Annotated in this window: 18 protein-coding genes; 8 read left to right on the top strand and 10 right to left on the bottom strand. The window is 62.8% G+C overall.

Annotated elements, in window-relative coordinates; translation table 11 throughout:
• Positions 1-147: 147 nt before the first annotated feature.
• Positions 148-438: a DUF2917 domain-containing protein gene (locus AC3RCG_RS10225; protein WP_409026806.1), complete on the top strand. Its 291-nt coding sequence runs from the start codon at positions 148-150 to the stop codon at positions 436-438.
• Complete coding sequence (locus AC3RCG_RS10220; RefSeq protein ID WP_492405600.1) at positions 435-1,172, top strand: NAD-dependent epimerase/dehydratase family protein; 738 nt, start codon at positions 435-437, stop codon at positions 1,170-1,172. The genes AC3RCG_RS10225 and AC3RCG_RS10220 overlap by 4 nt, the downstream gene beginning before the upstream one ends.
• A gap of 2 nt (positions 1,173-1,174) precedes the next feature.
• Here the strand turns inward: AC3RCG_RS10220 and AC3RCG_RS10215 are convergent, their stop codons facing one another.
• From AC3RCG_RS10215 to AC3RCG_RS10205, 3 genes are all read right to left on the bottom strand, one after another.
• On the bottom strand, positions 1,175-2,494 hold the full coding sequence (locus tag AC3RCG_RS10215; protein WP_092613692.1) for a replication-associated recombination protein A: 1,320 nt from the start codon (positions 2,492-2,494) through the stop codon (positions 1,175-1,177).
• A gap of 70 nt (positions 2,495-2,564) precedes the next feature.
• Positions 2,565-3,194, bottom strand: coding sequence for an outer membrane lipoprotein chaperone LolA (gene lolA / locus AC3RCG_RS10210; protein WP_139143741.1), 630 nt, complete (start codon positions 3,192-3,194; stop codon positions 2,565-2,567).
• A gap of 31 nt (positions 3,195-3,225) precedes the next feature.
• A complete protein-coding gene (locus tag AC3RCG_RS10205; protein ID WP_070225006.1) occupies positions 3,226-5,586 on the bottom strand; it encodes a DNA translocase FtsK in 2,361 nt (786 codons plus the stop codon).
• Positions 5,587-5,801: 215 nt separating this feature from the next.
• On the opposite strand from AC3RCG_RS10205, the gene trxB reads away from it, so the two are divergent.
• From trxB to AC3RCG_RS10190, 3 genes are all read left to right on the top strand, one after another.
• Complete coding sequence (trxB, locus tag AC3RCG_RS10200; RefSeq protein ID WP_034758671.1) at positions 5,802-6,755, top strand: thioredoxin-disulfide reductase; 954 nt, start codon at positions 5,802-5,804, stop codon at positions 6,753-6,755.
• A gap of 7 nt (positions 6,756-6,762) precedes the next feature.
• Positions 6,763-7,437 carry a Smr/MutS family protein gene (locus tag AC3RCG_RS10195; protein ID WP_070225005.1) on the top strand — a complete coding sequence of 225 codons (675 nt, stop codon included), beginning with the start codon at positions 6,763-6,765 and terminating at the stop codon, positions 7,435-7,437.
• Positions 7,438-7,572: 135 nt separating this feature from the next.
• A complete protein-coding gene (locus tag AC3RCG_RS10190) occupies positions 7,573-8,202 on the top strand; it encodes a trimeric intracellular cation channel family protein (protein WP_034786156.1) in 630 nt (209 codons plus the stop codon).
• 144 nt (positions 8,203-8,346) lie between these two features.
• On the opposite strand, the gene AC3RCG_RS10185 is transcribed toward AC3RCG_RS10190, so the two are convergent.
• On the bottom strand, positions 8,347-8,685 hold the full coding sequence (locus tag AC3RCG_RS10185) for a P-II family nitrogen regulator (protein ID WP_034758685.1): 339 nt from the start codon (positions 8,683-8,685) through the stop codon (positions 8,347-8,349).
• Between the two features lie 59 nt (positions 8,686-8,744).
• Positions 8,745-10,361 carry an NAD+ synthase gene (locus tag AC3RCG_RS10180; RefSeq protein WP_492405595.1) on the bottom strand — a complete coding sequence of 539 codons (1,617 nt, stop codon included), beginning with the start codon at positions 10,359-10,361 and terminating at the stop codon, positions 8,745-8,747.
• 88 nt (positions 10,362-10,449) lie between these two features.
• On the opposite strand from AC3RCG_RS10180, the gene AC3RCG_RS10175 reads away from it, so the two are divergent.
• Positions 10,450-11,583, top strand: a complete 1,134-nt coding sequence (locus AC3RCG_RS10175; RefSeq protein WP_070225003.1) for a GNAT family N-acetyltransferase — start codon at positions 10,450-10,452, stop codon at positions 11,581-11,583.
• A 50-nt stretch (positions 11,584-11,633) separates the two neighbouring features.
• Here the strand turns inward: AC3RCG_RS10175 and ppa are convergent, their stop codons facing one another.
• Entirely contained in the window at positions 11,634-12,176 is a 543-nt protein-coding gene (gene ppa, locus AC3RCG_RS10170; protein ID WP_070225002.1) for an inorganic diphosphatase, read from the bottom strand.
• 625 nt (positions 12,177-12,801) lie between these two features.
• On the opposite strand from ppa, the gene AC3RCG_RS10165 reads away from it, so the two are divergent.
• Complete coding sequence (locus tag AC3RCG_RS10165; protein ID WP_492405593.1) at positions 12,802-15,228, top strand: membrane-bound PQQ-dependent dehydrogenase, glucose/quinate/shikimate family; 2,427 nt, start codon at positions 12,802-12,804, stop codon at positions 15,226-15,228.
• 97 nt (positions 15,229-15,325) lie between these two features.
• Here AC3RCG_RS10165 and AC3RCG_RS10160 read toward each other — a convergent pair whose 3' ends face one another.
• From AC3RCG_RS10160 to hemC, 4 genes are read right to left on the bottom strand one after another with little or no spacing between them, the layout of a single operon-like run.
• Positions 15,326-16,522, bottom strand: a complete 1,197-nt coding sequence (locus tag AC3RCG_RS10160; RefSeq protein ID WP_492405591.1) for a heme biosynthesis protein HemY — start codon at positions 16,520-16,522, stop codon at positions 15,326-15,328.
• 4 nt (positions 16,523-16,526) lie between these two features.
• Positions 16,527-17,675 (bottom strand): uroporphyrinogen-III C-methyltransferase, encoded by a 1,149-nt coding sequence (locus AC3RCG_RS10155; RefSeq protein WP_070224999.1) that lies wholly within the window; start codon positions 17,673-17,675, stop codon positions 16,527-16,529.
• Positions 17,672-18,454 carry a uroporphyrinogen-III synthase gene (locus AC3RCG_RS10150; RefSeq protein WP_492405620.1) on the bottom strand — a complete coding sequence of 261 codons (783 nt, stop codon included), beginning with the start codon at positions 18,452-18,454 and terminating at the stop codon, positions 17,672-17,674. Before AC3RCG_RS10150 ends, AC3RCG_RS10155 begins: the two co-directional genes overlap by 4 nt.
• Positions 18,447-19,442, bottom strand: coding sequence for a hydroxymethylbilane synthase (gene hemC, locus AC3RCG_RS10145; RefSeq protein WP_409026811.1), 996 nt, complete (start codon positions 19,440-19,442; stop codon positions 18,447-18,449). Before hemC ends, AC3RCG_RS10150 begins: the two co-directional genes overlap by 8 nt.
• Before the next feature lie 237 nt (positions 19,443-19,679).
• Between hemC and ppc the strand changes: the two genes are divergently transcribed.
• Positions 19,680-22,529 carry a phosphoenolpyruvate carboxylase gene (gene ppc / locus AC3RCG_RS10140; protein ID WP_492405588.1) on the top strand — a complete coding sequence of 950 codons (2,850 nt, stop codon included), beginning with the start codon at positions 19,680-19,682 and terminating at the stop codon, positions 22,527-22,529.
• Positions 22,530-22,561: the final 32 nt, after the last annotated feature.

Below are 22,561 nucleotides of genomic sequence, written 5' to 3'. Positions count from 1 at the left end.
GCACGCACAGATACAGTTGCCCGTTTTTTTGACAAGCACAGTGTACGACGAAGCACACTGTATGCATGACAATTTCGGTTTCCTGCACCTGTCATGGTTCAAGCCCAGCGCCTAAGCTGTTCCTGTCCGCACAACAGGAGCGATGCCATGCAAACCGACCACGAATTACGCAGCGAACGCCCCTTGCGCCTGGAAAAAGCGCGCGCCAGGGTCATCGAATGCCTGTCCGGCACGGCCTGGATCACGGCCTACGCCCAGTTCGAGGATTGCGTGCTGCGCAGCGGTGAACGCTACACGATCCCGAATGACGGCCTGGTGCTGGTCGAAGCCGTGGGCAGCGGACGCATCCGCGTGCATGAGACGGCCGCCCCGCGCCCCGCCCTCCTGCGCTGGCTGAGCCTGGCATTGCCTCACACACTCAATACAAGGAATACATGATTCAACAACCTTTGCGCGTCCTCGTCACGGGCGCCGCCGGCATCATCGGCACCGTTTTCTGGAAGCGCCGGCACGGGGAATTCTCCCTGCGCCTGGCCGACCTGCACACGGACGGGCTGGCGCAAGCGCCCTGCCCGTCCATGCAGCTCGACGTCAGCGATTACGCCGCCTGCCTGGCCGCCTGCCTGGACATCAACGTGGTGCTGCACCTGGCCGGCGTGCCGCACGCCAGCGCCGATTTCGATGCGCAGTTGCTGCAGCCGAACATCATCGGCACGCACAACATCTTCCGCGCGGCACAGGCACAGGGAGTGAGCAGAGTGGTATTCGCCAGCAGCGCGCAAGCCGTCGAAGGCTATCAGCTGGACGTGCAAGTGCACGAAAGCATGCCCGCGCGTCCGGCGAACATGTATGGCGCCAGCAAGGCCTTCGGCGAAGGCGTGGCGTCGGCCTTCGCGCACCAGCATGGCATGACGGCGATCGCCGTGCGCATCGCCAACGTGGCCCGCTTTGCGCCAGGCCAAGAACACAGTGCGCGCGACATCGCCGCCTTCATCAGCGAGCGCGACGTGGTGCAACTGCTGGCCCGCTGCATCGCGGCGGACGTGCCAGCCGGCTACCACGTCGTGCATGGGGTGTCGGACAACCGTTATAAACGGCTATCCATCGACGCGACGCGCCGGCTGGTCGGCTACGCGCCGCAGGACGACGGTTTTACCTTGCTGGGCCTGTAGCCTCAGCCCTTGCCGGCCGGTTTTCCTGCTTTCCTGTCAAGCTCGCGCAGCCACGCCAGCTTGTCGGCAATCTTGCTTTCCAGCCCGCGCGGCACGGGCTGGTACCAGCCCGGTTCCGCCATGCCGTCCGGAAAATACGTTTCGCCAGCCGCGTAGGCATCGGGCTCGTCGTGCGCATAGCGGTAGGCGTGGCCGTAGCCGAGTTCCTTCATCAGCTTCGTCGGCGCATTGCGCAAGTGCACGGGCACTTCCTTCGACTTGTCTTTCTTGACGAAGGCCATGGCCGTATTAAAAGCGTTGTAGCCGGCATTGCTTTTCGCGGCGATCGCCAGGTAGATCACGGCCTGGCCCAGGGCCAGCTCGCCTTCTGGCGAACCGAGGCGTTCATACGTTTCCGCCGCGTCATTGACCATCGTCAAGGCGCGGGGGTCGGCCAGGCCGATGTCTTCCCAGGCCATGCGCACGATGCGCCGCGACAGATAGCGCGGGTCGGCGCCGCCGTCGATCATGCGGCAAAACCAGTACAGGGCCGCGTCGGGGTTCGAGCCGCGCACGGACTTGTGCAGGGCCGAAATCTGGTCATAGAAATTGTCGCCGCCCTTGTCGAAGCGGCGCGAATTGAGGGTCAGCGCATTGTCGACGAAGGCCGCGTCGATCTTGGTCGTGCCCGTCGAGCTGGCCGCCGTCTCCGCCTGTTCCAGCAAGTTCAAAAAGCGGCGCGCATCGCCATCCGCATAGCCGATAAGGGTGTCGGCCGCCGCTTCGTCGAATGTCAGGTGCGTCAGCGCAGAACTTTGCGCCTTGGCCAGCAACTGCTTCATCTCGTCTTCGTTGAGCGACTTCAACACATACACTTGCGCGCGCGACAGCAGCGCCGAGTTCACTTCGAAGCTGGGGTTTTCGGTGGTGGCGCCGATGAAGGTCACGAGGCCCGACTCCACGAAAGGCAGCAAGGCATCCTGCTGCGACTTGTTGAACCTGTGGATTTCGTCGACGAACAGCAAGGTGTGCTTGCCGAACTGGTCCAGGCTGTGGCGGGCCTGGTCCATGGCCGCGCGGATATCTTTCACCCCTGCAAACACGGCCGACAGGGCGATGAATTCGCTGTCAAACGCGTTCGCCATCAGGCGCGCCAAGGTCGTCTTGCCCACGCCGGGCGGCCCCCACAAGATCATCGAATGGGCCTTGCCCGCCTCGAAGGCCAGGCGCAGCGGCTTGCCCACGCCCAGCAGATGCGTCTGGCCGATGACTTCGTTAAGGGTAGCAGGCCGCAAGGCTTCGGCCAGCGGCTGGCGCGGTGCGGTGGAAAAAAGATCCGCCATAGTATGTACCGGGTAAGAATGCAAAGGCCCCGCATCGCTGCGAGGCCGGTCAACAGCAAGACGTCAACAATCAGTTATTAATGACGTCCGCGCCTTTAGGCATCACGAATTTGAAATGGTTCGCGGACAGCGCCGGATTTTTCTGGAAATTCTTGAACGCCAGCACCGACGTCTGCCCGAACGAGTCGCGCAATTCCATCGCCTCCGGCACGCCGTTACGCAGGCCGATGGTGATTTCATCGAAGGTCGTGTCCTTCGCTTTCGGCGTCGCTTTCAGCCATTCCAGACCATCGCGCGTGCCCGCTTCGGCCAAGGTGAAATTCTTTTCCAGGTCGTTGCTGCCAAACAAGATGGCGGCCGGCGAGGAACCGAGCGCGTCGCCCAGCTTCTTGACCGTCACCTGGCTCAGGTCCTTGTCGTAGATATACAGCTTGTCGCCGTCCGCCTGCAGCAGTTGCTCGTACGGCTTCAGGTAGGTCCAGATAAACTTGCCTGGGCGCGCAAACTCGAAGGTGCCGCTGGCTGGCGTCGACACTTTCGCCTTGCCGCTGGCGTCCGCCTTCTTGACCTGGCGCTGCACGAACTCGCCCTTGGCCGACTTGGTGCCGGCCGCAAAGCTCTTGAACTGTTCCAGGGCACTGGCCGAGGCGCTGGCCGCGAACAGCATACTGCAGGCGACGCTGGCCGCGCCGAGGATCATTTTTGCTGCGAAAGTCGTATTCTTCATTCCGTTACCCTTGTTCACTACTCGCCGCCGGAACCAGGATTTCCCGGTTGCCATTGGATTGCATGGTTGATACCACCCCGCTCTGCTCCATCTGCTCGAGCAGACGGGCCGCGCGGTTGTAGCCGATGCGCAAATGACGCTGCACCAGCGAAATTGAGGCGCGGCGGTTTTTCAGCACCACCGCCACCGCCTGGTCGTACAGGGCATCGGCCTCGCCGCCGCCCTCGCCCGGCGCGCCGCCTTCGGCGCCGTCGCCTTCCAGGGTGCCGCCTTCGAGGATGCCCTCGATGTAATTCGGTTCGCCCTGCAGCTTCAGATGGCTGACAACGCGGTGGACTTCTTCATCCGACACAAACGCGCCGTGCACGCGCATCGGCAAGCCAGTGCCGGGCGGCATGTACAGCATGTCGCCCATGCCCAGCAGGGTTTCCGCGCCCATCTGGTCCAGAATCGTGCGCGAGTCGATCTTCGACGAGACCTGGAAGGCGATACGCGTCGGGATATTCGCCTTGATCAGCCCCGTGATCACGTCTACAGATGGGCGCTGCGTGGCCAGAATCAAGTGCAAGCCGGCGGCGCGCGCCTTTTGCGCGATACGCGCGATCAATTCCTCGACTTTTTTACCCACCACCATCATCAAGTCGGCCAGCTCGTCGATGATGATGACGATGGTCGGCAGTTTTTCCAGCGGCTCCGGCGAATCCGGCGTCAGGCTGAACGGATTCGGGATGTGTTCTTCGCGCTTTTTCGCGTCGGCAATCTTCGCGTTATAGCCGGCCAGGTTACGTACGCCCATCTTGCTCATCAGCTTGTAGCGGCGCTCCATCTCGTTCACGGCCCAGTTCAGCGCATGGCCTGCCTGGCGCATGTCCGTCACGACGGGCGCCAGCAAGTGCGGGATGCCTTCGTAAACGGACATTTCCAGCATCTTCGGATCGATCAGGATCAATCGCACGTCGAGCGGGTCGGATTTATACAGCAGCGACAAAATCGTCGCATTGATGCCGACGGACTTGCCGGAACCGGTGGTGCCGGCCACCAGCAAGTGGGGCATCTTGGCGAGATCGGCCACGACGGGCTTGCCGGCGATATCCTTGCCCAGCGCAATCGTCAGGCTGGACACGCCATCGTTGTAGACCTTGGAGCCGAGGATTTCCGTCAGGCGCACGATCTGGCGTTTACTATTAGGCAATTCCAGCGCCATGTAATTCTTGCCGGGAATGGTTTCCACCACCCTGATCGACGTCAGCGACAGCGAACGGGCCAGGTCGCGCGCCAGACCCACGATCTGGCTGCCCTTCACGCCCGTGGCCGGCTCGATTTCATAGCGCGTCACGACGGGGCCGGGGTAAGCGGCCACTACCTTGGCATCCACGCCAAAGTCCGACAATTTCTTTTCGATCAGGCGGCTCGTGAATTCCAGGGTTTCCACGGACACCGTTTCCACCACGGGCGGCGCTTCGTCGAGCAGCGACAAAGGCGGCAGCTTGCCATCGCCCAGGTTCTCGAACAGATGCGCCTGGCGTTCCTTTTCCACGCGCTCGGATTTCACCACGGTCACCACCTGCGGCTCGATTTTGACGGGCGGCGCGGCCACGTGCTTTTCCACGTGCTTGGCCCGTTCGATGACCACCACTTCGTCGCGGCGCACGGCGGCCACTTCGCCCTGACGGCGGTCTTCGCGGTCCTGGTAGCGCAGCACGAACCAATTAAATGCGTCTTCGATCGCGCCGCCGATGCGTTCGGCCACTTGCAACCAAGAAACGTGGAAGAACAGGCTGAAACCGAGGCCGAACAGCAGCAACAGTAATAAAGTAGCGCCGGTGAAACCGAAGGCCACGTGGGCCGAATGCCCCACCAGCTGCCCCAGCACGCCGCCCGGGTCGCGCGGCAGCTGCACGTGCAGGCTTTTCGCCATGCGCAGGTATTCGAGCCCCATGCTGCCGATCAGCATGATGGAAAAGCCGACGATGCGGATCAGCATCTCGACATGGTGCTCGCGCTCCACCTCTTCCTCTTCCAGCAGGAAGCGCTTACTCAGCCGGCGATAGCCATTCCACACGGTGCGCAACAGCCACACGCACCACCACCAGGCGGAAAAGCCGAAGATATACAGCAACAGATCGGAAAAGGTGGCGCCGAGCTTGCCGCCCAGGTTGGCCACCTTGTCGACATTGGTGGCGTGCGACCAGCCGGGGTCGAGCTTGTTGAAGCTGGCCAGGATCAGCACGAAATACAGGGCAAACGCGGCCAGCGCGAACCAGCGCGCCTCGGACAGCAGCCGTACCAGCCGGTTGGGCAAGGGCCGGCGTTCGACCGGTTTTCGGGTGTAGCTATTTTGATTGGCCTGGGCTGGTTTAGTCATTCTGGGAAGCGCTGCAAGGTGAAAAATGTTTCTGAAAGGGAATTTCCCATAATAAGGAAGTATTCTAAGCCATATATGCCCCGGACGGCCCCACGATTCGTCGCTACAGGCGGCTTGGTCTATAATCGAGGATTGCTTGCGCAAGCGCAATACAGCCTTGTTCTTCGCGCGTATGCCCCCAATTCGGATAGACCCCACTCATAGAGAAGCCTCCCATGACCACTACCAAACACGCCCGCGTTTTGATCCTCGGCTCCGGCCCAGCCGGCTACAGCGCCGCCGTCTACGCCGCCCGCGCCAACCTGAACCCGATGCTGGTCACCGGCGTGGAACAAGGCGGCCAGTTGATGACCACCACCGACGTGGAAAACTGGCCCGGCGACCCGATGGGCGTGCAAGGCCCGGACTTGATGCAGCGCTTGCTGCAGCATGCCGAGCGTTTCAATACGGAAATCGTGTTTGACCATATCCACACCACTTTCCTCAATGAAAAGCCGATCCGCCTGAAGGGCGACAGCCACGAATACACGTGCGACACGCTGATCATCGCCACGGGCGCATCCGCGCAATACCTGGGCCTGCCGTCGGAAGCGGAATTCATGGGCAAGGGCGTGTCCGCCTGCGCCACCTGCGATGGCTTCTTCTACCGCAACCAGGAAGTGGCCGTCGTCGGCGGCGGCAATACGGCCGTCGAGGAAGCGCTGTACCTGTCGAACATCGCCAACAAAGTCACGCTGATCCACCGCCGCGACAAGTTCCGCGCCGAAGCGATCCTGATCGACCGCCTGAACGCCAAGGTTGCCGAAGGCAAGATCGTGTTGAAATATAACCACACTCTGGACGAAGTGACGGGCAACGAAGGCGGCGTAACGGGCCTGAACATCAAATCGACCATCGACGGCAAGGTCGAAGCATTGAGCGTGCATGGCGTCTTCATCGCCATCGGCCACAAGCCGAACACGGGCATCTTCGAAGGCCAGCTGGACATGCACAACGGCTACATCAAGACCAAGACGGGCCTGGAAGGCATGGCCACGGCCACCAGCGCACCGGGCGTATTTGCAGCCGGCGACGTGCAAGACCATATCTACCGCCAGGCCATCACCAGCGCCGGTACGGGTTGCATGGCAGCACTGGACGCCCAGCGCTACCTGGAAGGCCAGGAGTAAGCGTCGCATGGCGTCGATGAAAGACTTTGCCGACCTGAAAGCGGTCAGCAAGCAGCTCAAGGAGCAGGCCGATGCGCGCGCGCAAGCCGCGGCTGAGCGCGCGCAACAGGTCAAGGTGCAGGCCGTGGAAAGCAATCTGTTCAAGGCCAGCATCGGCGGCGTCAAGCGCCTGCCCGAGTCGGACCGCTACGTGCCCAGCCTGCCCAAGGCGGGCGCGGCAAGCGCCCAGCAGCCCGCGCGCAAGTTGTCCCCGGAAGAGGACGACGCGGCCGTGCTGCGCGAGTCGCTGTCGGACTTGTTCGAGGTCGACCATTATCTGGAAAACGATCCGGCCCTGAACTACGCCCGCCCCGGCGTGGGGCCGGACGTGGTCAAGAAGATGCGCAAGGGCCACTGGCCCATCCAGGATGAGCTGGACTTGCACGGCTTGCGCCGCGACGAGGCGCGCGACGGCATCGGCGCCTTTCTGAACCAGGCGACGCGGCGCAAGCTGCGCTGCGTGCGCGTAATCCACGGCAAGGGTTTTGGCTCGAAAGGCCAGGAACCGGTCTTGAAATCGATGGTGCACAGCTGGCTCGTGCAAAAGGAGGAAGTCATCGCCTTCTGCCAGGCGCGCCGCTCCGAAGGGGGCGATGGCGCGCTGGTGGTATTGCTTTCTTCCGCGCTGCAGCCCATCCGCTAGGATAGATAGCAAGAAATTACAATTCAGTAACAAGTTACACCCTGCACACGGCCCCGTTTGTCACCATTCGGGGCCGTGTCATGTTAACCTGTGACAATTATTTCCTGCTTAGCGTCTCGTGCACGCGCTCCACCCATGATGCCACCCCAATTGCCGCCTGGCTCGCTGATCAAGATCATTGAGGTCATCGCCATCCTGGTGGGCGCGTTTTCCGGCTTCATCGAAGCGCGCCGCAAGCGCATGGACCTGGTCGGCGTATTCGTCGTGGCCTTCATCACGGCGTTCGGCGGGGGCACCTTGCGCGACATTCTGCTCGACAAGCGGCCTCTGTTCTGGGTCTCGCACCAGGAATACGCGATTCTGATCTTCGTGCTGGCCCTGACGGCCGCGCCCCTGATCCAGCATCTGCGGCAGATCGTCTCGGAACGCCTGATCGTCATCGCCGACGCCATCGGCCTTGGCATGTTCGCCATCGCCGGCGTGGCCGAAGCCATGCGCGCCGGCATGCCGATCTTCATTGCGTCGATGATGGGAGTGATTACGGGGATTTTCGGCGGCGTGATGCGCGACATTGTCTGCAACGAAGTGCCGATGGTATTTCGCGACGGCAAACCGTATGCGATCTGCGCGTTTTTCGGCTGCTGGGCTTATCTGCTGCAGATGCACTTCGGCGCCGAACACGACTTCGCGCTATGGACCAGCGCCAGCGGCATCACGATACTGCGCCTGATCTGCTGGAAATTCGACATGCGGCTGGGGCGCTGAAGCGCAATCCAACAGCTTTGTTAGCTCAGCAGCGTCGGCTTACGCGCTGGCGCGCTAACCCGACCTACGGCCATATAAGCGATACATCACGTAGGTCGGATTAGGTCTGAAGGACCGTAATCCGACAACATTGTTGGCTTGGATTTACACCGCGTCCGGACCCGTCTCGCCCGTGCGGATGCGGATGACCTGCTCCACGTCGCGCACGAAGATCTTGCCGTCGCCGATCTTGCCCGTGCGGGCTGCCTTGATGATGGCGTCGACCACCAGTTCCGACACGCTGTCGTCCACCACCACTTCGACTTTGACTTTCGGCAAGAAGTCGACCACGTACTCGGCGCCACGGTACAGCTCGGTATGACCCTTCTGGCGGCCAAAGCCCTTCACTTCCGTCACGGTCAAGCCCGTCACGTTCACATCGGCCAGCGCCTCGCGTACTTCGTCGAGCTTGAATGGTTTGATGATGGCGGTAATCTGTTTCATGGCTTTCTCCTTATTGATAATCGTCAGTTCTTCATTAGCTGGCTTAACGGAACCCCGCCTTACTCGTAAAACTTCGAGGTAATCGGGTAGCGCCAGTCGCGGCCAAAGCCACGGTGCGTGACGCGGATGCCCACTGGCGACTGGCGCCGCTTGTATTCATTGATCTTGATCAGGCGCGTGACCCGGGCCACATCGGCCGGCGGGTAGCCAGCCTCGATAATCTCGGCGATCGGCCGGTTTTCTTCCATGTACAGCTGCATGATGCCGTCGAGTACGTCATATGGCGGCAGGGAATCCTGGTCCAGCTGGTCGGCGCGCAGCTCGGCCGACGGTCCCCGCGTGAGGATGCGCTCGGGAATCACGTCCGACACGCTGTTGCGCCAGGCACACAGGCGGTACACGAGCGTCTTGGCGATATCCTTGATCACGGCAAAGCCGCCCGCCATGTCGCCGTACAGCGTGCAATAGCCGACCGCCATCTCGCTCTTGTTGCCCGTCGTCAAGACGATACTGCCATGCTTGTTCGACAGGGCCATCAGCAGGGTGCCGCGGATGCGCGCCTGGATGTTTTCTTCCGTCGCGTCTTCCGCCAGCCCCGCGAACTCACCGGCCAAGGTAGCGCGGAAGGCGTCGAAGGTTTGCTTGATCGGAATTTCATCGTAGCGCACATTGAGGCGTTTTACCATGTCGCGCGAATCGATCCACGAGATATCGGCCGTAAATTGCGACGGCATCATCACGGCGCGCACCTTGTCGGCGCCCAGCGCATCGACGGCGATGGCCAGGGTCAGCGCGGAATCGACGCCGCCCGACATGCCGATCAGCACGCCCGGAAAGCCGTTCTTGACTATATAGTCGCGCACGCCCAGCACCAGCGCCTGGTACACCTGCGCCTCGGTGGTCAACGGCGTGGCCAGCGGCTGCGGCACGGGCGTGGCGCCGTCGAACTCGACCAGTTGCAAGTCTTCCTCGAAATGGCGCAGCTGAGCGCAAATCGTGCCGGCCGCATCCATGACAAACGAATCGCCGTCGAAAATCAGCTCGTCCTGGCCGCCGACCAGGTTGGCGTACACGAGGGCCATGCCTTGCGCGCTGACGTTCTTGCGCATGGTTTCGTAGCGCAGATGCTGCTTGTTCATATGGTAGGGCGAACCGTTCGGCACCAGCAGCACTTGCGCGCCGGCCGCGCGGGCGCGCATCGGTGCATGCTCGAACCACGTGTCTTCGCAGATATTGATGCCGAAACGCACGCCCTTCACGCCAAACACGAAAGCCTGGTCGGACGACGTAAAGTAGCGTTTTTCATCGAACACGGTGGTGTTCGGCAAGTCGTGCTTGCGGTAGGTGCCCAGCACTTCGCCATTGAGCAGCACGGAGGCGGCATTGTGGCGCACGCCCTTCTCGTCCTGCAGGGGCAGGCCCACCACCACGTGCAAATCCTTGAACTGGGCCAGGTCGCGGGCCAGCTCGGCAAACGCCTGCTGCGTTTTTGCGTAGAATGCATTGCGCAGCAATAAGTCTTCGGGTGGATAGCCGACCAGCGACAGTTCCGGCGTGAGCACGATATCGGCGCCCGCTTCAAAGGCGCGGCGGGAAAGGTCGAAGATCTTGGCACGGTTGCCGGCCAGATCGCCGACCGTACTATTCATTTGAGCAATTGCGACTTTGACTGTCATGATGATGGATATTTTCGTTCTATTAAACAAGACAGGGGCACACAGGCCGATGGTGGCGCCCCGAGAGTGATGAATGCACACTACAACAATGAATTATCGCACGGCTATCGTCACTACCCTGGCTGAAATTGGCGAAGCGGCCTGGTCTGAACTGCTGGCGCGCCAGGCGGATAGCAATCCCTTCCTCTCGTATGCCTTTTTGCACGCGCTGCACGAGTCCGGCTGCGCCAGCGCGGACACGGGCTGGCAACCGAATTACCTGGTGCTGTGGCAAGGAGACACGCTGGCCGCCGCCCTGCCCCTGTACCTGAAAATGCACTCGTATGGCGAATACGTGTTCGACTGGGCCTGGGCCGATGCCTATCAGCAGCATGGCCTCGAATACTACCCGAAACTGCTGTCCGCTATTCCCTTTACGCCCGTCAGCGGCACGCGTTTGCTGGCCCGCGATGGCGAAGCGCGCGCCGCCCTGCTGGCCTTCCTGCAGGCCCAGCAGCAGGCGGCCGACGTGTCGTCCTGCCATATTCTGTTCCCGCCGGAAAGCGAGGCGCGCCAGCTGGCCGAGGCCGGCTACCTGATGCGCAGCGGCGTGCAGTTTCACTGGCTCAATCCCGGCTACACGGATTTCGAGCAATTTCTCGCCACCCTGGAACACAAGAAACGCAAGAATATCCGCGCCGAGCGGCGCAAGGTGCGGGAAGCGGGTGTGACCATGCGCCAGGTGCGCGGCATGGACGCCACGGACGCGGACTGGAAGCTGTTCCACCGCTGCTACAGCAATACCTATGCGGAACACCGCTCCTCGCCCTATCTGTCGCTGGACTTCTTCCGGCGCATAGGCGCGACCATGCCGCAGAACATTCTATTGGTGATCGCCGAACGCGAAGGCCGGGCCATTGCCGCCTCGCTGGTGATCCACACGGCCGACACCCTGTATGGCCGCTACTGGGGCGCGCTCGAACACGTGCCCTGCCTGCATTTCGAGACGGCCTACTACCAGCCGCTGGAGTTTTGCATCGCCAACGGCATCGCCACCTTCGAAGGCGGCGCCCAGGGCGAGCACAAGATGGCGCGCGGCTTCCTGCCGCAAAAGACCTGGTCCGCCCACTGGCTGGCCCACCCTGCCTTTGCCGACGCCGTGCAGCGCTTCCTCGAGCGCGAACGGGGCGGCATCGATGCCTATCTCGATGAGTTGAACGAACACAGTCCGTTTCGCGCATAAAAAAACGCTCCCGGCCATGACTGGCGAGGAGCGTTTTTTAACTGATGCTGTTAGGCTTTTGCAGCATCTGCCTTGTAGGCGGCGACGCCGCCGAGGATTTCTTCCTTGGCCACGTCAGGGCCATACCAGCCGTCGATCTTGACCCATTTGCCTTTTTCCAGATCTTTGTAGTGCTCAAAGAAATGCTGGATCTGGCGCAAACGCAGTTCGTTCAAGTCTTCCGGCTTTTGCCAGTGGCTGTAAATCGACAGGACCTTGTCGACTGGCACGGCCAGCACTTTCGCGTCTTCGCCCGACTCGTCGGTCATTTTCAGCACGCCGATAGGACGGCAGCGCACGACCACGCCCGGGATCAGCGGGAACGGGGTGATGACCAGCACGTCAACCGGATCGCCGTCCGGCGACAGGGTGTTCGGCACGTAGCCGTAGTTGCACGGGTAATGCATGGCGGTACCCATGAAGCGATCGACGAAGATCGCGCCGCTTTCCTTGTCGACTTCGTACTTGATCGGATCGGCATTCATCGGGATTTCGATGACGACGTTGAAATCGTTCGGCAGGTCGCGGCCGGAAGAGACGTTATTCAAACTCATGGGGTTCCTCATTAGCGGATGGTGTTTTAACCGCGCAATTATAGCGAAGTACAGGCAGCTTGTGCGATGCAGCAGCGGCGCGCCGGCGTTTTGCGCGTCCAGCCAGCAACACTCGCCAGCACGGCCGTCCGGCACGCGCAAGCTGCTGCCGAGAGAATAAACAGGCTATTGGGAATAATAAGTAGAAACACTTAAGCATTACTACGGTCGACCCCGAGTTAATACCTGAAATATCGTCATATTTTCATTTCAATATCACCATCCAGCGGACATGGTTATCATAACCGGCATTGCATTTATTGCAGCCACTTATAACAACTGTGTCAGGCTTATTCTCCCCGAACTGTCAGCGCGTGATGGCGCGGCCGTCTCACCATCGATGGCCATCAAGCCTGCCAGCCCGGAAACTCCCTCATCCAGCATAATCTTTGCGCTTATTTGAAGCATTTATTTGATTCAAATGACGGCCTGGCCAAAAAATGGCGCGACCAGAAGACAATCATCAATTCTGATAAACTGTCACATTCTGGTGATTCCAAACTTTGTATATTCTGCAATCGACGCCTTCCCTGAATTCAATATGGCGCTTTCAACGCGCCACCGATAAATCCTTGCAAAAAGGAATATGATGATTCCCTCTTTCCGGCCCGGGCCTTTATTAAAGGTCACCGGCGTTATTTTCATTCTGTTTGGCCTCGCCCTGCTGGGCGGCGGCATCTGGCTGGCCACGCTCGGCGGCTCCTGGTACTACTTGCTGGCCGGCATAGGCATGCTCGTCGCCGGCGTGCTGGTATTCCAGGGCAAGCGCAGCGCGCAAGCTTTCCTCGCCTTCTTGCTGACCGCCACCCTCATCTGGTCCGTCATCGAAGTGAAATTCGACTGGTGGCAATTGCTGCCGCGCCTCGACATCTGGTTTGCCGCCGCCGTCTGGCTGCTGCTGCCCTTCGTCAGCCGCCGCCTGGCGCCACCCGCCGCCACGAAACAGGGGCAATTGGGACGCACGGCCCTGTCCGCCGCCGTGGCCCTGACCGTCATCGCCGGCGTCATCGCCCTGTTCCAGGACTACCATGACCTGCATGGCGACGTGCCGGCCGAAAACATGGCCGCCACCGCCAGCGGCGACCTGGCGCCCGGCGTCGAGCACAACGACTGGTCCGCGTATGGCCGCTCCGGCTATGGCGACCGCTATGCCCCGGCCGCGCAGATTACGCCGGCGAATATTTCCGGCCTGAAAGAAGCCTGGACCTATCATACGGGCGACTTCAAGGGACCGAACGACCCGGGCGAGATCGCCAACGAAGTCACGCCGCTGAAGGTCAATGACATGCTGTACCTGTGCACGCCGCACAATATCGTCATCGCGCTGAACCCGGACACGGGCAAGGAAATCTGGCGCCACGATCCGAAGATCAACCGCGACGCGGCCAGCTACCAGCACATGATCTGCCGCGGCGTCGCCTACTGGGACGTCAACGCGGGCCGCGCCAAGAACAACCCGGCCCCCGAAGCGGCCGGCATGGAATGCCCGCGCCGCATCCTGGCGCCGACCATGGACGGCACCATGATCGCCGTCAATGCCGATACGGGCGAGTCGTGCAAGAGCTTTGGCAACAACGGCGTCGTCAACCTGTATAAAAACATGGCGATGATCAAGCGCGGTTTCCTGATGCCGACCTCGCCGCCCGCCGTCTCGCAGAAAATGGCCGTGATCGCCGCCAGCGTGACGGACAATCATTCGACGGAAGAGCCGTCGGGCGTGATCCGCGGCTACGATCCCGTCACGGGCAAGCTGATGTGGAACTGGGACCCGGCCACGCCGGAAGATACCAAGCCCTTCCCTGAAGGCAAGAACTACACCAACAACTCGCCCAACTCGTGGGGCGTGGCCAGCATCGATGAAAAGCTGGGCATGGTGTACATCCCGATGGGCAATGAAACCCCCGATACCTGGGGCGGCAACCGCAACAAGAACGGCGAGAAATTCAACAGCGCCATCGTCGCGCTGGACCTGGCGACCGGTAAAGTGCACTGGGTCTACCAGACCGTGCACCACGATATCTGGGACATGGATATCGGCGGCCAGCCTTCGCTGGTCGACATCGACACGCCGAAAGGCAAAGTGCCGTCCGTCGTCGCCACGACGAAACGGGGCGACATCTATGTGATCGACCGCCGCGACGGCAGCCTGGTCGTGCCGGCGCCGGAAAAACCCGTGCCGACGAGCAATCCTGCCGCCGGCGACACCCTGTCGCCCACGCAGCCGTTCTCGGCCCTGACCTTCTTGCCTGAACGCAATATCAGCGAAGCGGACATGTGGGGCACGACGCCGTTCGACCAGCTCGCTTGCCGCATCATCTTCAAGGAACGCCGCTATGAAGGCCCGTTCACGCCGCAAACGGCCGGCAAGGGCGCCGTCATCTCGCCGGGCCCGCTCGGCATCTTCGAATGGGGCGGCGCGGCCATCGACCCCGTGCGCCAGTTGTTGATCGTCAACCCTGACTACATGGGCTTCCTGGAAAAACTCGTGCCGCGCGCCGAAACGACGGCCAAGGGCGGCACGGGCGGCGAAATGGGCTTGCAGCCGCAGACGGGCGTCCCGTTCGCTGTGGAAATCAAGGCCTTTTTGTCGCCGCTGGGCTTCCCATGCCAGGCACCGCCGTGGGGCTATGTGGCCGCCGTCGACCTGCGCACCATGAAAAAAGTGTGGATGCACAAGAACGGCACCACGCGCGACAGCGGTCCCGTGCCGATCCCGTTGCCGCTGGGCGTGCCCAGCCTGGGCGGCATGGTCACCACGGGCGGCGGCGTGACCTTCCTCAGCAGCACGCTCGACTATTACATCCGCGGCTACGACGTCAGCAACGGCAAGGTCATCTGGAAAGCCCGCTTGCCGGCCGGCGGCCAGGCTACGCCGATGAGCTATGTGTCGAACAAGTCGGGACGCCAGTTCGTCGTTGTCATGGCCGGCGGCCACGGTTCGCTGGGCACGAAGATGAGCGATACCCTGATCGCGTATGCTCTGCCCGAAGGCACCGCCGTACCGAAGAAGTAAAGCTCGAAGAAGTAAATTAGCAAGGTAGCAGCGCAAAAAAAGCCGTTCAGTCTGCACTGAACGGCTTTTTTACGTCTGGAGAAATGGCCTACAAGGCTTACAGGATGGTGGCCAGCGCGCACTGCCGGTAATGGGCGGCGGCCTGTTCCGTCTGCTGCAAGGCATCGTGCATCTGCGCCAGCTTCAGGTGGGCGTCGCGCACCATCTGCGGCTCGTTGGCGTCCGACAAAGCCTGCTCCAGGTGGCGCTGGGCCTTGCCCCACAGTTTTTGCTTGAGGCACAAGGTACCGAGGGTCAGCGCCAGTTCCGCATCGAGCGGACGCTGTTTCAGCCATTGCTCGCAATGCTCGATCTGCAGCAGCAGGGCCGGCGTGCCGCTCGGGGCCGCCGCTTCGCGGTAGGCGCGCACGACGCGCTCGTCCCAGTCGGCGGCCAGCGACTCTTCGCACACGAGGCGCGCTTCGTCATGCAGGCCGCGCGCATTCAGGGCCGTGGCGGCGCGGCAGGCGATATACGGCTTGACCCGGTCGCTGCCGGGCACGGTGGACCATACACGCATCAGCGATTCCGCATCATGCGACGGGTCGGACAGCAAATGGTCGTAAGCCAGTTCGCGCAGGCGCGACGACAGGGCCGGATGCAGGGCGCGGTGCTTGTCGAGCGAACGCACGAGGCGCAGCACTTCCGGCCAGTTCTTCGCCTGCTGCTCGGCTTTCAGCGACCATTGCAGCGCGTGGATATGGCGAGTGCCGCTGGCGTTGAGTTCGCGCACGGCGGCCAGCGCCGCTTCCGGCTGGTGGTCGTCGACCAGCAATTCCGTCACCGTCATCAGACGGGCCGTCTTCAGGCTGGCGTCGCCTTCGACGCGGGCCAGCCAGCTGTCGCGGCGTTCGGACTGGCGCATGCGGTGCGCGGCGCGCGCGCCGATCAGCGCGGCCAGGCCGGCGTTTTCGTCCAGTTCGGCGGCGCGCAGGGCGGCCTTCTCGGCATGGCCGAAACGGCCTTCGAACAGGGCTTTCAAGGCTTCGCGCAAACCCTTGTTGCCATCGCGCTCACGCTTGCGCTGGCGGTAGGCCGCCACTTGCGCCGGCATGCGCACGGTGGCGCGCACGGCGCGCACCAGCAGGTACAGCAGCACGAACAGCACGACCTGCAGCAGCAGGAAGAAGTTCAGCGACAAATCGATGCGGTATGGCGGATAGAACAGCACCACGTTGCCAGGGTTGAAACGGGCCGTCACGGCGATACCGATCGCCGCGGCCATCAGGGCGAGTAACCAGAGAAATAGACGCATGGGCTCAGGACTTCGCTTTGTAGTTGCGCACAGCAGTCAGGCTGTCGGACAAGGTTGGCATTTCGATGGCCAGATTGCTGCCCTGCACCTGGCGCAGCAGGGCTTGCGCCGTCTGCGTGCTCTTGGCGCGGGTGTCGAAATACTTGGCCAGCGCATCCTGCGCGGCGATCAAGTCGTTGCGGAACGCCGTTTCATTGCGCGACAACAAGGCCATGCGGGCATTGAGCAAGCGCAGCTTGACGTTTTCGCGCAAGAAATACGATTGCGTCGGCGACAGCATCAGCGCTTCCGGCGTATCGACCCGGCGGATACGGATCAATTGACGCACGTCGGCCCACATGTCGCCGCTCCAGGTATTGAAGCCGTCGCGCACCTTTTGCAGCAGCGGTTCCGGCGCCGGCGGACCCACCAGCTTGCCGCTGGCATCGCGCACGGACTTGGCCTTGCCCGGTTTTTCCGGCGCGGCCGGCAAGGCCGGCGTTTCGTCGGACAGCATCGGCAAGGAATCGACCTGGGCGATCACGGCGTCGAGGCGCAGGGCCACGCCCGTCGAATCGACGCTGGGCAGGGCCTTGAGTTTTTCCATGTCGCGCCCGATGGCGCGGCGGATGGTGATGAATTGCGGCTTGTCGGAACGCGACAGGCTGCGGTCCGCGTTTTGCAGGGCGATCAGCGCGCCGGGCACGTTGCCGGCCAGTTGCAGCTGCTGGCTGGCCGTCGACAGCACTTGCTCGATTTCCGTCAGCGCCCACTCGTCGCGGTTCTTCGACAAGTCGTTATACAGCTGTTCCAGGGCCAGCTGCTGGCTTTGCGTTTCGCTCTGGCGGTTTTCCAGCGCACCCACCTTGATTTCCAGCTCTTTCGTGCCTTCTTGCACGGTGCGCGCCAGCACGCCCGTTTCGGCGTTGCTGACATCGCCCTTTTGCAGGCGCTTGGCCACTTCTTCGCGCAGGTTGCGGATCTGCTTGCTGGACGACCAGCTTTGCGCCGCCAGCAGCACGGCCAGCACGATGACGGCGATGCTCATGGGCTTTTGCAGCTGTTCCAGCAAGGTCGGCGCGCGGCCGGCAGGTTGGTCGGCCGCCTGCGGCGCCGTCTTCACGGCGCTGCCAGGCGTTGCATTCGGTTCGGAGAGTGTAGGCATTTCGTTCATGGTCGTGATTGTAACGCGGCGAGCACTCCTGCGTCGCCTGATCCTGTCAGGGTGACACGGGCAAAACCCAGGGCCGCCGCCGTTTGTGCAATGCGGGCGTGCGGCACGATCAGATGTTGCTGTTGCATTTTCACAACAGCCGTCTTTTCAGCATCCAATTCCTCAAGAAGCGCCAGCAAACCGCGCAGCGCTTCCGAGCTGGTGATGATCCAGTCATTATTATGCTGCAACAGCTTTTCCAGGGTCGCCCGCAAGGCCGGCGTCAGCTTGGGCACCTGGCGGCGGTAGGCTGTGACGAACTCGACTTCGGCGCCAGCGGCGCGCAAGCCCTCGGCCAGGTAATCGCGCCCGCCGTCGCCGCGCACGATCAGCACGCGCTTGCCGCGCAGGGCCGGCAAGTCCAGCGCCAGCAATAAATGTTCGGAATCGCTGCGCGCCGTGTCGAGCGGACTGGTGATGCTGGCATTCGCATCCGTGACGCCATGCGCGGCCAAGGCCATCCGGCTGCCCTCGCCCACGACGGCCAGCGGCACGCCTGGCGGCCAGGCGGACAGGTGCGCAAAGACGCAATCGATGGCGTTCGGCGAGACGAAGGCCACCAGGTCATATTCCGCCAGGCGCGCCAGCACGGCTTGCAGCTGCGCGCATTCATCTGCGCCGTCGAGCGCGTGGATTTCCAGCAGCGGCAGCAGGGTCACGGGCCAGCCCAGCGCCGCGATCCTGGCGGCCAGCGGCCCCGCTTGCGCCGCGGGCCGCGTGATCACCACCGTGTCAGGCATGCGGCGCCAGGCCTTCATGGTTGTCGGGCGTAATGGCGCACGAGGCGAGGATGCCGGCGGCATCCTGTGCGCGCAGCAGCTCGGCCACCTGTTCGCCCAGCAGCTCCGGCGCGCTGGCCGGGCCTTCGAACTCGGCGCTGGCCATGCGCGCGCCGTCCGGCGTGGCGACCATGGCGCGCAAGCGCATGCTGTCGCCTTCGACAGTGGCAAACGCGGCCAGCGGAATCTGGCAGCTGCCGCCGAAGATCTTCGACACCTTGCGCTCGGCCGTGACGGCTTGCGCCGTATCAATATGGTTCAGCGGCGCCAGCAGGGCCGTCATGTCGACGCCGTCGGCGCGACCGGCGCGCACCTCGATCGCCATGGCGCCCTGGCCGGCGGCAGGCAGGCTGTCTTCCGGCGCCAGCACGGCGCGGATGCGCGACGCCAGGCCCAGGCGTTTCAGGCCGGCGGCGGCCAGGATGATGGCGGCGTAATCGCCACGGTCCAGCTTGCCCAAGCGCGTGTCGAGGTTGCCGCGCAGGGGCAGAATCGTCAGGTGCGGGTAGCGCGCGGCGATCAGCGACTGACGGCGCAGGCTGCTGGTGCCGACGACGGCGCCGTGCGGCAGCTCGGCCAGGCTGGCGTAATCGTTGGACACGAACGCGTCGCGCGGGTCTTCGCGCTCGAGGATGGCGGCCAGGGCAAAGCCTGCCGGCAACTCCATCGGCACGTCTTTGAGCGAATGCACGGCCAGGTCGGCGCGGCCCTCTTCCATCGCCACTTCCAGTTCCTTGACGAACAGGCCCTTGCCGCCTACCTTGGACAGGGCGCGGTCCAGAATCTGGTCGCCGCGTGTGGTCATGCCGAGAATTTCAACGCTACACTGCGGATACAGGGCGGCCAGGCGCGCACGCACGTGTTCGGCTTGCCACATGGCAAGGCGGCTCTCGCGCGTGGCGATCACCAGGCGGGAAGGAATATTTTGGGTCAATTCGGATGCTTTCAAAACAAGTTCTTTCGCTGTGGCTGTCGTTGTCGTTGCCAATTCGCCCGTCCGATATCAATTTGTATCGGAATGGCGCCCGGCCTCGCTATAATCGTTATCCCTTAGCCTAGAAGGCCAAGTCAGGCTAGCGTCCATGTTGAAGACCACAAATTTTATCATGCGCCCCCTCCCCTCTGCGGCCAAACGCCCGGTGCGATCCACATTCCCTTGCTTTTACACTTACTTTGGTTCTTTATTATGCTCAATGACGCAGTAGCACCAGAAATAGTTCCAGCGGCCGGCTCCGACAAGGACGCGCCGCTGAAAGAAGATATCCGCTTGCTGGGCCGCCTGCTGGGCGACGTGCTGCGCGAACAGGAAGGCGACGCCGTCTTCAATGTGGTGGAAACCATACGCCAGACTTCCGTGCGCTTCCGCCGCGAAGCGGACGCCGACGCGGCGCTGGAACTCGACGCCATGCTCAAGGAACTGAGCCGCGAACAGACGATTTCCGTCGTGCGCGCGTTTTCCTATTTTTCGCACCTGGCCAACATCGCGGAAGACCAGCACCACATCCGCCGCCGCCGCGCCCACCTGCTGGCCGGCTCGCCGGCGCAAAAGGGCAGCGTCAGCTTCGCGCTGAAAAAACTGCGCGCCGCCGGCGTGCCGCGCAAGACCGTCGACACCTTTTTCCAGGACGCCCTGATCGCGCCCGTGCTGACGGCCCACCCGACGGAAGTGCAGCGCAAGAGCATCCTCGACGCCGAGCACGACATCGCCCGCCTGCTGGCCGAGCGCGACCTGCCGCAGACGCCGAAGGAACGGCAGGCCAACATGCAGCTGCTGCGCTCGCGCGTGGCCACCCTGTGGCAGACGCGCATGCTGCGCTACTCGAAGCTGACGGTGGCTGACGAAATCGAAAACGCCCTGTCCTACTACCGCATCACCTTCCTGCGCGAACTGCCGGGCCTGTACGACGACATCGAGGAAGACATCGCCGCCGAGTACCCGAACGGCAACGGCACGATCGAGCCGATCAATGCCGCCTACGTGCAGATGGGCAGCTGGATCGGCGGCGACCGCGACGGCAACCCCAACGTCAACGCGGGCACCATGCAGCACGCGCTGGCGCGCCACGCCACCACCATCCTCGACTTTTACCTCGACGAAGTGCACGCGCTGGGCGCGGAACTGTCCGTCTCGACCCTGATGGTGGGCGTGAGCGCCGAACTGCAGGCGCTGGCCGACCAGTCGCCGGACGCCTCGCCGCACCGCAGCGACGAACCGTACCGCCGCGCCCTGATCGGCATCTATGCGCGCCTGGCCGCCACGGCCCGCGCGCTGGGCGCCACCAACATCCTGCGCAAGGAAGTGGGCGCGGCCGCCCCCTATCCTGACGCGGCCGCCTTTGTGGCCGACTTGCGCACCATCGTCGCCTCGCTCGAGTCGCACCACGGCGCGGCCCTCGTGCGCCCGCGCCTGGCGACCCTGGCGCGCGCGGCCGACATCTTCGGCTTCCACCTGGCGTCGCTCGACATGCGCCAGACTTCCGACGTGCACGAGCGCGTGCTGGCCGACCTGTTCGCGAAAAGCGGCGTGGCCGCCGACTACACGACCCTGTCCGAGGAAGACAAGCAGGCGCTGCTGCTGAGCGAACTGGCCCAGCCGCGCCTGCTGTACTCGCCCTACATCGCCTACGCCACGGAAACGGATTCCGAACTGGCCATCCTGCGCGCGGCGCGCGACATCCGCCAGCGCTACGGCGCGCGGGCCATCCGCAACTACATCATCTCGCACACGGAAACCGTGTCCGACTTGCTGGAAGTACTGCTGCTGCAAAAGGAAACAGGCTTGCTGCGCACCGACTGGCAGGCCGGGGGCGACGGCGACAGCACGTGCGAGCTGATGGTCATCCCCCTGTTCGAGACCATCCCCGACCTGCAGCGCGCGGCCGGCATCATGAGCCAGCTCATGGCCTTGCCGCTGGTCAAGCAATTGATCGCCAAGCAGGGACAGTTGCAGGAAGTCATGCTCGGCTATTCCGATTCGAACAAGGATGGCGGTTTTCTCACGTCGAACTGGGAACTGTACAAGGCGGAACTGGCATTGGTGGCGGATTTCCAGAAGGCAGGCGTCAAGCTGCGCCTGTTCCATGGCCGCGGCGGCACGGTGGGCCGTGGCGGCGGACCCAGCTACGAAGCCATCCTGGCGCAGCCGCCGGGCACCGTCAACGGCCAGATCCGCCTGACGGAGCAGGGCGAAATCATCGCCTCGAAGTTTTCCAACGCGGAAATCGGCCGGCGCAACCTGGAATTGCTGGTCGCCGCCACCCTGGAAGCGAGCCTGGCGCCGCAGGAAGCCAATCCGGCCCGCAACGGCCAGCTGGCGCAATTCGAAGCCGTGATGGCGCAGCTGTCGGACCTCGCCTATCACGCCTACCGCCACCTCGTGTATGAAACGCCGGGCTTTACGGAGTATTTCTTCTCGGCCACGCCGATTGCGGAAATCGCCGAGCTGAACCTCGGTTCGCGCCCCGCCTCGCGCAAGGCCAACCAGCGCATCGAAGACTTGCGCGCCATTCCCTGGGGCTTTTCCTGGGGCCAGTGCCGCTTGCTGCTGCCGGGCTGGTTCGGCTTCGGCAGCGCCATCGAAGCGTGGATCAACGATGGCGAGCCAGCGTCGAAGGATGACAGGATCGCCACCCTGCGCGCCATGTACGCCGAATGGCCGTTCTTTGCCACCCTGCTGTCGAACATGGACATGGTGCTGGCCAAGACGGACCTGGCCATCGCGTCGCGCTACGCGGAACTGGTGGCGGACCAGGACTTGCGCGAACGCATCTACAAGCGCATCACGGAAGAGCATGGCAACACCTTGCGCTGCCTGGAGCTGATCACCGGCAATACCGAGCGCCTGGCGGGCAATCCGCTGCTGGCCCGCTCGATCCAGAACCGCTTCGCCTACCTCGACCCGCTGAACCATTTGCAGGTGGAATTGATCAAGCGCAACCGCGCCCTGTCCAGCGCCAGTAAAGTCGATGAACGGGTGCACCGCGGCATCCAGCTGTCGATCAACGGCGTGGCGGCAGGCTTGCGCAACACGGGCTGATCGCGCCGCATTGCCTTCGGCAAGCAGGGGCC

It is taken from the genome of Janthinobacterium sp. GW823-FHT01H08 (genome assembly GCF_058797855.1).
This window is presented reverse-complemented; position numbering and strand designations above follow the sequence as displayed.

Excerpts from the sequence above, each read along its gene's own strand:
- AC3RCG_RS10225 (WP_409026806.1), top strand. The coding sequence starts at position 148 with ATGCAAACCGACCACGAATTACGCAGCGAACGCCCCTTGCGCCTGGAA.
- AC3RCG_RS10220 (WP_492405600.1), top strand. The coding sequence starts at position 435 with ATGATTCAACAACCTTTGCGCGTCCTCGTCACGGGCGCCGCCGGCATC.
- AC3RCG_RS10215 (WP_092613692.1), bottom strand. The coding sequence starts at position 2,494 with ATGGCGGATCTTTTTTCCACCGCACCGCGCCAGCCGCTGGCCGAAGCC.
- lolA (WP_139143741.1), bottom strand. The coding sequence starts at position 3,194 with ATGATCCTCGGCGCGGCCAGCGTCGCCTGCAGTATGCTGTTCGCGGCC.
- AC3RCG_RS10205 (WP_070225006.1), bottom strand. The coding sequence starts at position 5,586 with ATGACTAAACCAGCCCAGGCCAATCAAAATAGCTACACCCGAAAACCG.
- trxB (WP_034758671.1), top strand. The coding sequence starts at position 5,802 with ATGACCACTACCAAACACGCCCGCGTTTTGATCCTCGGCTCCGGCCCA.
- AC3RCG_RS10195 (WP_070225005.1), top strand. The coding sequence starts at position 6,763 with ATGGCGTCGATGAAAGACTTTGCCGACCTGAAAGCGGTCAGCAAGCAG.
- AC3RCG_RS10190 (WP_034786156.1), top strand. The coding sequence starts at position 7,573 with ATGATGCCACCCCAATTGCCGCCTGGCTCGCTGATCAAGATCATTGAG.
- AC3RCG_RS10185 (WP_034758685.1), bottom strand. The coding sequence starts at position 8,685 with ATGAAACAGATTACCGCCATCATCAAACCATTCAAGCTCGACGAAGTA.
- AC3RCG_RS10180 (WP_492405595.1), bottom strand. The coding sequence starts at position 10,361 with ATGACAGTCAAAGTCGCAATTGCTCAAATGAATAGTACGGTCGGCGAT.
- AC3RCG_RS10175 (WP_070225003.1), top strand. The coding sequence starts at position 10,450 with ATGAATTATCGCACGGCTATCGTCACTACCCTGGCTGAAATTGGCGAA.
- ppa (WP_070225002.1), bottom strand. The coding sequence starts at position 12,176 with ATGAGTTTGAATAACGTCTCTTCCGGCCGCGACCTGCCGAACGATTTC.
- AC3RCG_RS10165 (WP_492405593.1), top strand. The coding sequence starts at position 12,802 with ATGATGATTCCCTCTTTCCGGCCCGGGCCTTTATTAAAGGTCACCGGC.
- AC3RCG_RS10160 (WP_492405591.1), bottom strand. The coding sequence starts at position 16,522 with ATGCGTCTATTTCTCTGGTTACTCGCCCTGATGGCCGCGGCGATCGGT.
- AC3RCG_RS10155 (WP_070224999.1), bottom strand. The coding sequence starts at position 17,675 with ATGAACGAAATGCCTACACTCTCCGAACCGAATGCAACGCCTGGCAGC.
- AC3RCG_RS10150 (WP_492405620.1), bottom strand. The coding sequence starts at position 18,454 with ATGCCTGACACGGTGGTGATCACGCGGCCCGCGGCGCAAGCGGGGCCG.
- ppc (WP_492405588.1), top strand. The coding sequence starts at position 19,680 with ATGCTCAATGACGCAGTAGCACCAGAAATAGTTCCAGCGGCCGGCTCC.